The organism is Acetobacter sp. P1H12_c, from assembly GCF_018811975.1.
Taxonomy (GTDB): domain Bacteria; phylum Pseudomonadota; class Alphaproteobacteria; order Acetobacterales; family Acetobacteraceae; genus Acetobacter; species Acetobacter persici.
In genome coordinates this window covers 60,605-74,281 of record NZ_JACRVR010000004.1, presented here as the reverse complement: position 1 = coordinate 74,281, position 13,677 = coordinate 60,605, and the positions used below count along the sequence as shown (strand labels likewise).

The following is a 13,677-nucleotide window of genomic DNA, read 5'->3' as shown; positions in this document are numbered from 1 at the left end:
GGATTTTTTGATCCCACGTCCGCAGTATAAGTACTCGTCTCTACCAGTCCGGTTCAGAGTGATGGCAGGTGGCTAGGAAGTCGCGTTATCCGCCTCTCCACTCCTTCCTGATCAGTTGCAGACCCCCTTCATATGTCGTGACGGAAAACTCAGGGAAATGACGTTTGAATTTCGTTGAGTCGAAGAAATTGTCTTGCTCGTAGCGTGGCAGAAGTTCCTTTATCTCCCGCACCCTTTTTGAGAGAATGCCTGCGATGATCAGTGACCATTTACCAATAACCGAATAGGAAGGTGTGCGGTCGAAAGCTCGGCTGGCCATAGTGACAAATGTCTTATAGGTCGGTCGATCATCACAGCATGGCAGATGCCAGCTCTGGCCATAAGCATCCGGCGTATTACCCAGAGTTGCAAGAGCACGGCTCGCATCAGGCGTCCAAATTAGGGTCCGACGTGTGTCGTCACGGACAGGGACCAGTGGCCTTCTGCCTGCTTTCAGCCTGTCAATGATCAGAGCGTTGGTGAAGCTCTGTGTTTTCCCTGGACCATAGAATTCCGGCGCACGGGCGATGAGCACCGGAATGTCTCCCCGTGCCATTTCTTCCAGCACCATGGACGCCATTGCGGCGCGCACCCGTCCTTTCCGACCAACCGGGGCGAAGCGCGTTTCCTCAGTCTGGATCTGGCTGTTCTGAGGATACATGTACGTATTGTCGAAATAGGCAAAATTGGCCCTAGCCGCCCGGCACGCTTGCAAGGCGTTCTTCAGCATGACCAGAAACTGCTCTTCCCAGAGCGTGCTGTCAGGGGGAAGGCCGGCTGTGAAATAGACAATCCGGCTGCCTTTCACCGCCTGTGCCGTCTGCCCTGCATCAAGCAGGTTCGCCGCCATGAGCGTGTCGTCGTCATTGACCTTGCGGGGATTGCGGCTCACGAGCCGCAGGTCCCCTGTGTGATGCTGATGCAATGTCCGCGCCAGTTCCGTAGCGATCTGGCCATTTGCGCCAAGAATTGTCTGCATGTGGGGCTGCCTCCGTTGTGCAGGTAGATTTGCCCTTACACTGTTAACGTTGAAGTTAGATTTAATGTCAAACGACAGATTGACCTTCAACCGGCCTTGAACGTTATAGAATGGCCGTCCGAGGACCTTGCCGCATGAAAGGGACAAGCCATGAGCCGCCGTATCCTGCACGTCGCCACCAATATCTCGCATTTTGACAATCCCGCACATCCGACCGGATTGTGGCTGTCGGAACTTACGCATGCCTGGGACGTGTTTGCCGCCAGAGGTTATGAGCAGCGCATTGTCAGCCCCAGGGGGGGCAAGGTTCCACTTGACCCGCGTGCGTTGAAATGGCCGATGCGCGATACCTCCTCCAGAGCCTGGCTGGCCGATCCGGCTAAGATGGCCCTCTTATCTGCAACGGCCTGTCCCGCAGACATCAATCCGCAGGATTATGATGCGATCTACTTTACCGGCGGGCATGGCGTGATGTGGGATTTTCCGAACAGTGAAGGCCTTCAGGCCATCACACGCGTAGTGTGGGAAAAGGGGGGTATTGTTTCCGCTGTCTGCCATGGATATTGCGGGCTTCTGAATACCCGGCTTGAAGACGGTTCTTTTCTGGTGTCCGGGCGCAAAATCACCGGATTTTCGTGGACTGAGGAGAGGCTGGCGGGCGTCTCCGGGGAAATACCCTACAACGCGGAAGCTGAAGTGAAGGCGCGAAAAGCACTTTACGAAAAAGCCCTTCTGCCGTTCATGTCCCATGTCGTGGTGGATGGAAAACTGGTGACAGGCCAGAATCCTTTTTCAGCCAGAGCGACCGCAGGAAAAGTCGCGTCCTTTCTGGGAGGGATTTAAGGCGGAACAGCTTTTTTGCTGCGTCCTCTGCTCACGGACTGACGACGATCTGTCCTGTCCAGAAGACGCACATCGTCCGGTGTGATGTCCAGATTGTCGGAAGGTCTTGCAAGCACATTCGTCAGGACACGATGGGCGTTAGCCGCGCAGTCCATGTCTTCGGGGCGCGCCTGAATATCTTCCACCAAACGAAGGAGATGCGCCTTGCTCTGGGTCAGACGTGCCTGCAGCGCCTCAATATCCGCAATCTTGCGTGTCAGTGCGTCCATGAGCGCATCATGATCCCAGTGTTGCAGATCAGAGGGCAGCAGGGTGCGGATTTCATCCAGCGTAAATCCGGCCCGTTGCGCCGTTGTGATGAGTCCCAGAAGCAGCACGGCCTGTGGTGGGTAGGTACGGTATCCGTTGGAACGACGATCAACCGTTGTCAGCAATCCGATGCGCTCATAAAACCGGATTTTTGACGTCGTAAGATCGGTTTTCTGGGCCAGTTCTCCAATCTTCATCATCAGTCTTCTGTTACAAATTCATCTTGACGTTGAACTTATGTTCAACGTTAGCGTCTGAGCATTATCAGTTTTGAATGCTCAGGAGAAGTATCATGTCATTTGTCACGACACTCGACGGTGTAGAGATTTTTTATAAAGACTGGGGACCGAAGGATGCACAGCCTATCGTTTTCCATCATGGCTGGCCACTCAGCGCCGATGACTGGGACACGCAGATGCTGTTCTTCCTGAGCAAGGGCTTTCGCGTCATTGCGCATGACCGCCGTGGTCACGGACGATCTGCGCAGGTGAGCGACGGTCATGACATGGACCATTACGCGGCCGACGCATCGGCAGTTGTGGAACATCTCGACCTGAAAAACGCCATTCATGTCGGGCATTCGACAGGGGGCGGACAGGTTGCCCGCTATGTCGCACAATACGGTCAGCCGCAGGGACGGGTTACCAAAGTCGTGCTCGTCAGTTCCGTGCCGCCTTTGATGGTCCAAACGGATCGCAGCCCCGAAGGCGCACCGATCGAAGTGCTGGACGGACTGCGTGCCGGGCTGGCAGCCAACCGTGCGCAATTCTTTCTGGATGTAGCGAGCGGCCCATTCTACGGTTTCAACCGCCCTGAAGTTGACGCTTCAGAAGGGGTGATCCGCAATTGGTGGCGTCAGGGCATGATGGGCAGTGCAAAAGCCCATTATGAAGGGATCAGGGCCTTCTCCGAAACGGACCAGACAGAAGATTTGAAGGCAATCATGGTGCCAACCCTCGTCCTGCAGGGGGATGATGATCAGGTGGTTCCTTACAAAAATGCAGCAATTCTTCAGGACAGGCTACTTCAGAACAGCACGCTGAAAATCTATCCTGGTTATCCGCACGGCATGCACACAACCCATGCTGATATCATCAATGCTGATATTCTGGCATTTATTACTGGCTGAAGAGCGAAGTATACCGATGTGGCGTTTTAATGTGGGCAGGGGGCTGTTTCGTCTCTTCGCCTGCCCACGTGAAATTAATCTCGCAATATCGTCAGGCTGAAATCGGGCAGTAATGTCGGCTTTACGACAATATCTCGGATAGACACAATGTCTGATATGAGGCGAAAACCGACTAAGGCCGTCTCTTTTAGAAGCCTGTTAAAAGCAGATCAATAGCCTGAGTGATTTCATCCTGATAAAGAGACAACGAAGTCACGACTTTCTTCAGATCACGTTCAGGCACGGCAGCCATAAACTGTGTCATCATAACGAATGACTGGTCATTGATTACGAAAATCGGATTGAGTCTCTTTGCCGGTCGTGGTGCCACTTTCTGCGATAGAAACGGCACCACGATGCGGGTACCCAACTCGCCCAGCAGATCTGCCTGCACATCTAAAACGAAACGTGCTTCACCTTGCCCGGCCATACAATACACATCAAAACAGGCCATTCAGAAGTTCCGATAATCCGCCAGAGGAAGACCATTTTCTTCGACATACTGTCGAGATGCCTCAAGGGAGGAGCGATTTTCTGCCAGCCATTGTTGAGCGCGGACCGAAGCAATCGCTAACTTCAACCCCTGTTCACAGGCCTGCGATATGTTGAGATCAAGCGATTTGGCTTCTTCGAGTAACTGAGCCGGTAACGTCACATTCGTGGGACGACGTGACGGGCCGTTGGAATGCGCGCGAACCATAGCTTTACTTCCTGTCCTGAGAACCAGAGATTAGCACAGATGCATGCGCATTTCCATGCGCATATTATCGTCCGATATATGGCTGTTTTCCGAAAATTCCAGCAACTCCTCTTACGTCTGGCATGCAGGCGATTACGACCTATCTGCTGCGTTCACTCAGCGAAAGGGCAGCGAGTGAGCAAAAACCGCCAGAGACACTTCGCTTTCAAAGCCATTGAGTAATAATTTGCCAACAACATTTATGTTGCTCAGACAATAACCGAACTGCATCATTACAAGATGAACTGGTCACAGATAGCTCCACACTTCAGATACGACGGTGCCCTCCGTGATATATACATACATAATACATCAAAAGATGACTGGGCACATGTCTGGAATTTCCTTCTGATAAATCGTTCCAGATTTTCATTCAGCATAGACGGCGCCGTGACCTCACCCCCTTTAACGGTTGGACAAGTCTTCGATACGCAACGCGCTCATGCTGTAACTGCCTCGTATATTCTAGGCAAACAGCGCTTAAACTGTCATTTCTTCGCCGAGCATAAAGTGGAATTCGACTTGAATCCATGCGACGTCACAGGCCCCGACGAAGCAGAACAACTGGAGGAGTTTCTCAGAGTTCTGGGGCGTGTAACGGGGAAACAAGTAAGCCTTACGCATGAAAACGCGCCTTATGACGTCATCGCACGATTTGATCCAACCACTGGAAAGCTCTTCTGGTCCCCCAGCACCGCCGCGTGATGCCGAATGTGGTCTGCGGCAAAGCTCTGCACAAACCAGTAGGAGTGGTCATATCCGGCGTGTCTGCGGATGCGCAGGGCCTGTCCGGCTTTTTGCGCGGCCTCTTCCAGCTGGTCCGGCTTCAGTTCGCGTTCCAGAAACTGATCGGCCTCACCCTGATCAATCAGAATATCCGTCGGGTGGCGGTATCCGTCTTCCAGCAGGCAGACCGCATCCTGCGCGCGCCATGTCTGGCGGTCTGGTCCTAAATAGCCAGTAAAGGCCTTCTCGCCCCACGGCACGACGGAAGGGTGGACAATAGGCGCAAAAGCCGAGACGGATTTCCAGAAGTCTGGCGCGCGCAGAGCATGCACCAGCGCACCATGGCCGCCCATGGAATGGCCCATAATCCCACGCCGTGTGCCATCCAGCGGGAAAAGCTTCTCTGTCAGGGCAGGCAATTCCTGCGCAATGTAACTGCCCATGCGGTAATGGCGGCTCCACGGTTCCTGCGTTGCATCCAGATAGAACCCGGCTCCGGTACCAAAATCCCAGCTGTCTTCCTCACCCGGAACGTGCGCGCCACGGGGCGAGGTATCCGTCGCGACAAGTGCCACGCCCAGCCGCGCCGCTTCCGCCAGCGCATGTGCCTTAATAAAGAAGGTTTCCTCCGTGCAGGTCAGGCCCGCCAGCACATGCACCACCGGCGCAGGCCGCGCCACGGTCGCCCCCGGTGGCACAAACACCGCAAAGCGGGCATCCAGCCCCAGCGCAGCAGAGGCATGGCTGTAAAATCCGACACGCCCTCCGTGGCAGAGATGTTCTGATCTGGTTTGCAACACGTTGCTGGACGTCATCAGCCTGACCTTTCCTGTGGTCCAAAACTCCGGATACCGGGCGTTAAAAAGCCATCAGGCATCCTGCTTGTCACGATAAGCCCCTTTCCCACCGGCAGGCCAGAGTGCAGGCCTCTGCCGGGACAAAAAGCAAATCATAATATTTTTTTTAAAAAGCCCCCCCGGCTCACGTCACATCCCCACAAGAGCGTGCTATCATCGCACTCAACGCATTACAGCATTGCGCGCAAGGAAACTCTGCGGGCCACAGACTGTTAAGCACACTTGTCTTTTACGGTCCGGCGTTAAGCCTGACACCAGAGAAAACGGAGAGTGAATGGATGATCGTTGACCAGCGGATCGGCCTGCGCATCATCAGTAAAGAAATTCTCGGTGTCATCCTGCTGATGACAGCATGGGATTTCGTCGTGGTTATCCTGTTTCAGGTCTTCCATCAGGAATGGATGGAACAGCCAAGCCTGCCAACCTCCCTTATTGGTTCAGCGCTGGCCCTGTTCATGGGCTTCCGCAGCAACAGCGCCTATGCCCGCTGGTGGGAGGCCCGCACATTGTGGGGGGCCATTACCAACAACAGCCGCTCCTTCGGGCGGCAGGTCGGCACTTTGCTCAAGGACCGGCCTGACCTGATGCTGGGCATGGCAGCTTACCCGCACGCTCTGCGTGGCGCGCTGGGAAATGTGGATGTCTCTGCGGATGTCAACCGTCTGCTGCCGCCGGAGATGGCGCGCGCCATTGCGGGCTGGCGCAACCAGCCTAACGCCATTCTCTACCAGCTCGGACTGGGGGTGACGGATGAAGTCACCAAAAAAGGCATTGATGGCGCAGTGCACGGCCAGATTGACCGTATCCTGTCGGACCTTGCCAATGCGCAGGGCGGCCTTGAGCGGATCCGGAACACTCCGCTGCCCATGCAGTTTTCTGCCCTGCCCCGCGCGCTGGTCAATGTCTTCTGTATCGTTCTGCCGCTCTCCATGGTCCAGACGCTGGAATGGATCACGCCGCTCGGCTCCTCGCTGGTGGGTATCCTGTTTCTGGTGCTGGATAAGAGCGCGAGTGACCTCCAGGAACCGTTCTCCGGCACACCGCATGCGCTGCCCATGGCCACCATGGCCCGCACCATTGAGATTGATGTGGTGCAGCCCACAGGCCTGCCGCTGGCGCCGCCCATTACGGCAACAGATGGCATTCAGCCCTGAGATACAGCACTGCCTGCCATACGGGCCAGACTGCCGTTTTGGAAGACAGACCACGGAATTTGTGGTATAAGGTTTGGTTATGAGCACATTCAGAACAACTCCGAAAGGCGGCGTGACAGACGCAATGGCACGCACTGCCGCCGCAACAACCGCAGCGCAGGCCAAAACCAAAATTAAAGATGACGACCCCTTCCAGGAAGGAGACGCTATTGTCTACGCCGCCCACGGTGTGGGCCGTGTGGACCGCATCGGTGTTGACGAAATTGCCGGCACCAAGCTGGAAGTGATTCAGATCTCCTTCCCCGGCAACCAGATGACTCTGCGCATCCCGCTTACCAAGGCCCGCAAGGCTGGCCTCCGCAAAATCGTCTCGCGCGAGATTGTGGATAAAGCCATGGCTATCATCAAGGGCAAGCCGCATGTCAGTAAAGGCATGTGGGCACGCCGGGCTGTGGCGTATCAGGAAAAAATCAACTCGGGTGATCTGGTCCAGATTGCCGAAGTGTTGCGCGACCTGCGCCGCAATGTTGATAGTCTGGACGGCAGCTTTAGTGAACGGAAGCTGTTTGAGGCGGCTCAGGAACGTTTTGTGGCGGAAGTCGCCGTTCTTGAGAAAAAAGACCCTGCGGAAGTTCTGGACTCCCTCACGGCTGTGATGAAAGCAGCCTGAGCCTCCGGCCTCTGATCTGACGCAAAAACCCGGTCTGGCCCTGTGCCGGGCCGGGTTTTTTCATAGGCCACGCTGTTTTCCTTTCCACAGCGGCGGGAGGGCAGTAAATATAACGCCATGACGCGCAAAGCCTCCTCTCCCGCGCCCTCCGTGGCTCCTGACCCTGCCATTCTGCGCCGGGCGCTGAGTGAAATTAAAACCGGGCATTTTGAAAATACCCTCACCGCTCTCTCCCACTCTGCTGACAGCGCGGATAGCGGGGTGGAAATCCTGCGCGCCTTTTGTCTGGCAGGCACCGGCAAGCCGAAACAGGCTGCGGAAATCCTGTGCCGTATCGCACAGGAAAACCCGACAGCCGTGCATCCGTTGCAGGACCTCAGCACCATCATGGCGGAACTGGACCGCAGGCCCGATGCGGCCGCCGCCTGCCGTATGGCCCTGAAAATCACGCCTCAGGATGCCCGCATCCATGACGTTCTGGGCGGCGTGCTGACCCAGATGGGGCTGTTTGAAGAGGCCGTCGAGACGCTGCGCACATCCATCAGTCTGCGCCCCAACGCCACCTATTCCTACAACATGCTGGCAATGGCGCTGACGGAAAGCGGGAAGATGGCCGAAGCCCTGCGCGTGCTGGAAGATGTGCTGGAAGAACACCCGGAACACGCGGGCACGCTGTCCAACATTGGCTGTATTCTGGCGGGAGAAGGCCGGTTTGAAGAGGCGCTGACCGCTTACCGCCGCGCGATTACCCAGCGCCCGGCCGATGCGCAGATCCGCCTGAACCACTCCATTACCCTGCTCAAGGCCGGACGCTATGCGCAGGGCTGGGCCGAGCATGAATGGCGGCTGAAATTACCGGGGCACAGCACCCTGCCGCAGGACCGTCTGCTCCCCTCCCTTGGCCCGGACACGGATCTGACCGGCCAGCGCGTGCTGGTCACGCAGGAGGAAGGTCTGGGCGATACGCTGATGTATCTGCGCTATGTGGAACCTCTGGCCCGCCGGGGCGCGCATGTTCACCTCTGGGTGCCAGATACGCTGGAAGATCTGTGCCATCGGCTTGAGGGCGTTGGCACTGTGCAGGTGGGCGGAGAACTGCAACCTTACGACTGGCATTGCCCCTTTATCAGCCTGCCGCGCGTATTTGCCGCCACACCGGATGCAATGGGCGCGCCCGTCCCTTACCTGAAGGCCGATCCGGAAAAAGTGAAGACTTTTGCCGAACTACTACCTGACAACCATAAGTTGAATGTCGGCCTGATCTGGGGCGGTGCGCCACGCCCGACACTGATTGGCCCGAATATGGTGGACCGCAGGCGCTCCATGAGCCTGCACACACTGGAACCGCTCAGCACCATTCCCGGCATCAATCTTATCAGCCTGCAAAAAGGCCCCTATGCGGACCAGATGCTGGACCCGCCGCGTGACATGATTTTGTATGACCCGACGGATGAACTCCACACCATGGATGATACAGCCTCGCTCATGATGTCACTGGATGTGATTGTCTCGGTCGATACATCGTCCGTGCATCTGGCGGGCGGGCTGGGCAAGCCTGTTATCATGATGGACCGGTATGATAATTGCTGGCGCTGGCTGCACGGGCAGGACACCAGCCCGTGGTACCCGGCCATGCATATTATACGCCAGACCACCCCGCGCAGATGGGATGATGTGGTGCAGAAGGTCGCGCAGCGGCTCCGCACAATGGGGGCTTACCGCGCGTAAGCCGCCTGATGACAGGCTTTACCAGCCGTTCGCGTAATACCCCATTCCCGGGTCCCAGTTGCCCCATGCCGGGTTCCAGCCCGTCCAGCCGGGGCCCATCATGCCCCAGCCGCCCCAGTTCCAGGACGCATCCTGATAATCCTGAGCCGCTTCCTGCTGCTCATCCGCAATGGCCTGTTGCTGCCGGTACTGCTGATACGCGCCATAGGCTTTCTGATCGCCCACATACAGACAATCACAGATTGTCGGGTCTGCGTAGACGTAGAAAACCTGATCCCCATGCACGCGGCGCACAAAGCGATGCGGCGGCAGCTTGTTGAGCATCGCCTGCCGCTGGGCCGTATCCGCCGGACGAAATGCAAACCCCGCGGCCGCCAGATGATCTTCCTTATTCGCAATGCGCTCGGCAGGGCTCACACAACCGCTTAACAGCACAATGGCTGAGAACGCGGCAATTCTGCCTGACCGGCCAGAGAAAATGGGAAACATCGCAGCACACCTTTTCAGCCCTGATTTCAGGAAAAGCTTACAAGGCTGGGGGGCGATGTCAAAACACGCATGGCGGAGTGCCGCGCACATCAGCGCAAGGGCGTCAGCATGCACCCCTTGTCATGCGCGCGCCTGACGCCAGTATACGTCAGGCGAGGCAGGTGCTTCCCATCAGGAAAGACGCTGCCTCGCGGTGGCGTTTAGCCAGAAACAGAGGTTTTGGTTGTGGCGGGCACCAGCAGCTTTGCGCCGCCCCCATTCCCCAGAACTTCAAATACGCCCAGCGCACGGCGGGTGCGGCCATCCGGCAGCAGCGTAAACTGACCATCCACCCCGGCAAACCCTTCCTGACGGGTGAGCGCGCTGACCGGATACCCCCGGGATGTCGTCCGGGCCACCGTGGTAGCAACGGTCGCGGCATCATAGGACAGATCAGCCAGCGGGCGGGGCATATGGTGGTTCCGCGCCATAAAGCGCGTCACAAAGCTCTGGCGGGAAGACGGGTCAGGTGCGGCATACCATGCGCCCTTGAGCGCCCCCAGCTTGCTGGCAAATGCGGCCCACAGGCCCGGCCCCATAATCCGCACGGAGGAGGACGAGACCTGACTATCCGCCAGCGCACCAATCACGTTTTTCAGGCCAAGCCCAGTATCCCCCAGCAACAGAGCATCAAACGGCGGGGGGGCGAGTTTGGGGGCGGCAGGCTGCGCCGTGCCATCCGTGGACGGGGAGGCTGAGCCGGACCCGCCGTTAAGAGCCGCCGCCAGATCAGACGGGAGTGTCTTGTCCGGTGCGGTGGCGTCCGTCGTCTGGGCTGGCGCGCTGCCGTCCGGCTGCGCATCCGCCTTGCGGGTATCGTAAGCTGAGAGTTCCCGCATCATTTGCGTGATGCTGGCTGCAGAGCCGGTGTGATAGACGATGGTCGGCGTCGTCAGCCCCTGATCCCGGCAGGAGGCCAGCAGACCGTTGCCGAGGGCGTGCCCCAGCGGGTTATCCGGCAGGAAGGCCGCAAAATGCTGCCGCCCTTCCTTCCGGGCTGTCGCAACAAGCCGTTCAACCTGATCTTCCGGCGTGATGCCCATCACCCAGACGCCATCGCGCGCCTGATTGACGTCACTGGTAAAGGCCAGAACCGGCAGGCTGGCAGACTGCGCGGCAGGCGCGGCCGCAGCGGTATCCACCGCCGTCAGCGGGCCGAGAATAATGCCATCCCCGGCCTCAACAGCGGCTGTCACGGCAGCGGAGGCACCGCCTGCGGCAGCCGTATCATGCACGTCCATTTGCAGGGCGCCGCTGCGCCCCTGTGCCTGCGCTTGTGCCTGTGATGGACCCTGCGCCGTGGCTGCGCCGCTTTCCGCAAGGGCAAGCTGTGCCCCGGCCAGCAGTTCATGCCCCAGTGCCGCGTTCGGCCCCGTTAACGGCAGAAGGACGCCAATTTTGTGGCTGGTGGCCGCTTTGGGTTCCTGCGGAGCGGGAAGCGTGCCCGTGCCGGACTGGTCCGCACATCCGGCCATTGCAAGCCCGACTGCACCTAAAACCACCATTCCGGTCTTGCGTCCTGCGCCATTTCCAGCCAGACCTCGCGTGGAGGCCTTTGACAGGAAAGAATATGTGCGCGTCATCATCCAGATCGTCCTCCGCAAACAACCGGCCTGATGAAGCTTATGACCGGACGTCCACACTCCATAGCGAAGGAAAGACGTCACGTCATGCCTTCTCTTCCGGGGACGCATCCTTCGCTGCCTCTTCCAGCAGCGCATCTGGCCTCACTCTGGTGGCCACACCCATAGGGAATCTGGGGGATTTCAGCCTGCGGGGCGCGCAGGCGCTTGCCGAAGCCGACCTGATTCTGTGTGAAGATACCCGCATGACGGCGCGCCTGCTATCAGACCGCAACATCTCCACCCGCACGGAAGCCCTGCACGAGCACAATGAACGCCAGCGCGTTCCGGCCCTGATTGAGCGGATGCAGAATGGCACCCGCATGGCTCTGGTGTCCGACGCTGGGATGCCCCTGATGTCCGACCCCGGATTCCGGCTGGTGCAGGCCGTGATTGAGGCAGACCTCCCCCTGACAGTCGTCCCCGGCCCCAATGCCGCGCTGACGGCTCTGGTGCTGTCCGGCCTGCCGCCGCACCCGTTCATGTTTATCGGCTTTCCCCCTCCGCGCTCTGCGGCCCGCAAGGAGGCTTTTGCCAGACTGCGCGCTGCGGAACGGGCGGGCCTGAGTGCCACCCTGATCTGGCATGAAGCCCCACACCGTCTGGCTGAAACACTGGCCGACATGACGGAAGTTTTTGGTGCGGAGCGCGCCTGCGCCGTCGCGCGGGAACTCACAAAGCGGTTTGAGGAAGTCAGGCGCGGGTCCGTCGGCACGCTCGCCGCGTTCTATGCCGAAACACCGCCACGGGGAGAAATCACCCTCCTGCTCGGGCCACCGGACGCAGAAGAAAGCAGCGAGGATGATCTGGACACCACCCTCCGCAGCCTGCTCAGCACCCATTCCGTCAAAGATGCCGCAGCCCTCGCCGCGACCGCCATCGGCCTGCCCCGCCGCACGGTGTATGCCCGCGCGCTGGAACTGGCAGCAGAACTGAAAAACAGCGCAGATTAAGCAGGTTTTCAGAAAAACACAGACCGGGAAGCAACGGCTGGAGGTCTCTGCCAGCCAGCAAACACCATGCCGGGCCGGAAGTCCGCAACCGGATTTTACGGACGATAAGAATCCGCCCCGCACCCAAAACCTGTCAGGCGGCGGCGCTCTCTGCCAGTGCTGTGCCTGCCGCATAGCCGCTGGCCCATGCCCAGTGGAAGTTATAGCCCCCCAGCCAGCCGGTTACGTCCACAGCCTCACCAATCACATACAGGTTTGGCACTGTCTGCGCTTCCATGGTTTTGGAAGACAGTTTGCGCGTATCCACCCCGCCGCGCGTGACTTCCGCTTTGGCAAAGCCTTCCGTGCCGGTGGGGTGCAGGTCCAGCCGGTGGATACGGTCCGCCAGTGCGCGCAATGTGCGGTCGGGCCATTCCACCACCGGGCGTTCTTCAGGCGCACTCTGCCGGGCCAGTTCCTGCGCAAGCCGGTGCGGCAGCCAGCGGCTTAATGCGGCAGGGCCTTTCATCTGACTTTTAGCTTTTTTCAGTCCGGCCAGCAGCGCGTTCATATCCTGCCCCGGCAGCAGATCAATCCGCACTGGCTCCCCTGCGTCCCAGTACGATGAAATCTGCAACAAAGCGGGGCCAGACAGGCCGCGATGCGTAAACAGCAGCGATTCCTCAAACCCGGTCTTGCCACAGGATGCCCGCACGGGGAGAGAAACCCCGGCCAGAGACTGCACCCAGCTTTCCTCAAGCTGCCCGAACACCAGCGGCACCAGAGCAGGCTCTGGCGAGATAACCGGCAGGCCAAAAGAGCGGGCAATATTATAGCTGAAGCTGGTTGCACCCAGTTTGGGAATGGAGAGCCCGCCCGTGGCCAGCACCAGCGCCTTGCTGGTGAAGGTTCCGGCAGACGTCTGCACCCGGAAATCCTGTGGTTTTGTGACGTCCGTAATCCGCACATCCGTCAGGATCGTCACATGGGCTGCGGCACATTCCGCCAGCAGCATCTGCACAATATCCCGCGCGGAGTTATCACAAAATAACTGGCCCAGCTTTTTCTCGTGCCAGGGGATTTTGTGGGCTGCCAGAAGTTCCAGAAACTGTGCAGGCGTATACCGGCTAAGGGCCGAGCGGGCAAAATGCCTGTTCTGGGAAATAAAGCGTTCCGCCCGCATATCCGTATTGGTAAAATTGCAGCGTCCACCGCCGGAAATCAGGATTTTCCGACCCACTTCCGGCGCGTGGTCCAGCACCACAACGCGCCGACCGCGCCGGGCTGCCGTAAACGCTGCCATCAGCCCGGCAGCACCTGCACCAATAATCAGCACATCGGGCGCGTGGCGGGATGCGCCCCCATTATGAAAGGTCACGCGCT

At 58.5% G+C, this 13,677-nt stretch carries 14 protein-coding genes; 6 read left to right on the top strand and 8 right to left on the bottom strand.

Annotation, left to right across the window (positions count from 1 at the left end):
• Window positions 1-85: 85 nt before the first annotated feature.
• Window positions 86-1,018 (bottom strand): SDR family oxidoreductase, encoded by a 933-nt coding sequence (locus KP699_RS04690; RefSeq protein ID WP_215761788.1) that lies wholly within the window; start codon window positions 1,016-1,018, stop codon window positions 86-88.
• A 150-nt stretch (window positions 1,019-1,168) separates the two neighbouring features.
• Here KP699_RS04690 and KP699_RS04685 point away from each other — a divergent pair, with 150 nt between their 5' ends.
• A complete protein-coding gene (locus tag KP699_RS04685) occupies window positions 1,169-1,861 on the top strand; it encodes a type 1 glutamine amidotransferase domain-containing protein (RefSeq protein WP_089179604.1) in 693 nt (230 codons plus the stop codon).
• Here KP699_RS04685 and KP699_RS04680 read toward each other — a convergent pair.
• A complete protein-coding gene (locus KP699_RS04680) occupies window positions 1,858-2,370 on the bottom strand; it encodes a MerR family transcriptional regulator (RefSeq protein ID WP_252346797.1) in 513 nt (170 codons plus the stop codon). The two genes, KP699_RS04685 and KP699_RS04680, sit on opposite strands and share 4 nt — an antisense overlap.
• Before the next feature lie 92 nt (window positions 2,371-2,462).
• Between KP699_RS04680 and KP699_RS04675 the strand changes: the two genes are divergently transcribed.
• On the top strand, window positions 2,463-3,299 hold the full coding sequence (locus KP699_RS04675) for an alpha/beta fold hydrolase (protein WP_075632385.1): 837 nt from the start codon (window positions 2,463-2,465) through the stop codon (window positions 3,297-3,299).
• A 187-nt stretch (window positions 3,300-3,486) separates the two neighbouring features.
• Here KP699_RS04675 and KP699_RS04670 read toward each other — a convergent pair whose 3' ends face one another.
• From KP699_RS04670 to fghA, 3 genes are all read right to left on the bottom strand, one after another.
• On the bottom strand, window positions 3,487-3,792 hold the full coding sequence (locus KP699_RS04670; RefSeq protein WP_215761787.1) for a CcdB family protein: 306 nt from the start codon (window positions 3,790-3,792) through the stop codon (window positions 3,487-3,489).
• Window positions 3,793-4,038: a type II toxin-antitoxin system CcdA family antitoxin gene (locus tag KP699_RS04665; RefSeq protein ID WP_252346796.1), complete on the bottom strand. Its 246-nt coding sequence runs from the start codon at window positions 4,036-4,038 to the stop codon at window positions 3,793-3,795. It abuts the gene before it with no gap.
• A gap of 674 nt (window positions 4,039-4,712) precedes the next feature.
• Window positions 4,713-5,618, bottom strand: coding sequence for an S-formylglutathione hydrolase (gene fghA / locus KP699_RS04660; protein WP_215761786.1), 906 nt, complete (start codon window positions 5,616-5,618; stop codon window positions 4,713-4,715).
• A 320-nt stretch (window positions 5,619-5,938) separates the two neighbouring features.
• Between fghA and KP699_RS04655 the strand changes: the two genes are divergently transcribed.
• The 3 genes from KP699_RS04655 (at window position 5,939) to KP699_RS04645 (ending at window position 9,212) form a co-directional block, all read left to right on the top strand.
• Complete coding sequence (locus KP699_RS04655; RefSeq protein WP_077930078.1) at window positions 5,939-6,814, top strand: bestrophin family protein; 876 nt, start codon at window positions 5,939-5,941, stop codon at window positions 6,812-6,814.
• A gap of 79 nt (window positions 6,815-6,893) precedes the next feature.
• Complete coding sequence (locus KP699_RS04650; protein ID WP_025825521.1) at window positions 6,894-7,484, top strand: CarD family transcriptional regulator; 591 nt, start codon at window positions 6,894-6,896, stop codon at window positions 7,482-7,484.
• Window positions 7,485-7,601: 117 nt separating this feature from the next.
• Window positions 7,602-9,212, top strand: coding sequence for a tetratricopeptide repeat protein (locus KP699_RS04645; RefSeq protein ID WP_215761785.1), 1,611 nt, complete (start codon window positions 7,602-7,604; stop codon window positions 9,210-9,212).
• Between the two features lie 18 nt (window positions 9,213-9,230).
• Here KP699_RS04645 and KP699_RS04640 read toward each other — a convergent pair whose 3' ends face one another.
• Both KP699_RS04640 and KP699_RS04635 read right to left on the bottom strand, forming a co-directional pair.
• Window positions 9,231-9,701, bottom strand: coding sequence for a hypothetical protein (locus tag KP699_RS04640; protein ID WP_215761784.1), 471 nt, complete (start codon window positions 9,699-9,701; stop codon window positions 9,231-9,233).
• Between the two features lie 200 nt (window positions 9,702-9,901).
• On the bottom strand, window positions 9,902-11,323 hold the full coding sequence (locus tag KP699_RS04635; RefSeq protein ID WP_215761834.1) for an ABC transporter substrate-binding protein: 1,422 nt from the start codon (window positions 11,321-11,323) through the stop codon (window positions 9,902-9,904).
• Between KP699_RS04635 and rsmI the strand changes: the two genes are divergently transcribed.
• Entirely contained in the window at window positions 11,311-12,315 is a 1,005-nt protein-coding gene (rsmI, locus tag KP699_RS04630; RefSeq protein ID WP_215761783.1) for a 16S rRNA (cytidine(1402)-2'-O)-methyltransferase, read from the top strand. The two genes, KP699_RS04635 and rsmI, sit on opposite strands and share 13 nt — an antisense overlap.
• A 133-nt stretch (window positions 12,316-12,448) precedes the next feature.
• Here the strand turns inward: rsmI and KP699_RS04625 are convergent, their stop codons facing one another.
• Entirely contained in the window at window positions 12,449-13,672 is a 1,224-nt protein-coding gene (locus KP699_RS04625) for an NAD(P)/FAD-dependent oxidoreductase (RefSeq protein ID WP_308164847.1), read from the bottom strand.
• Window positions 13,673-13,677 lie beyond the last annotated feature (5 nt).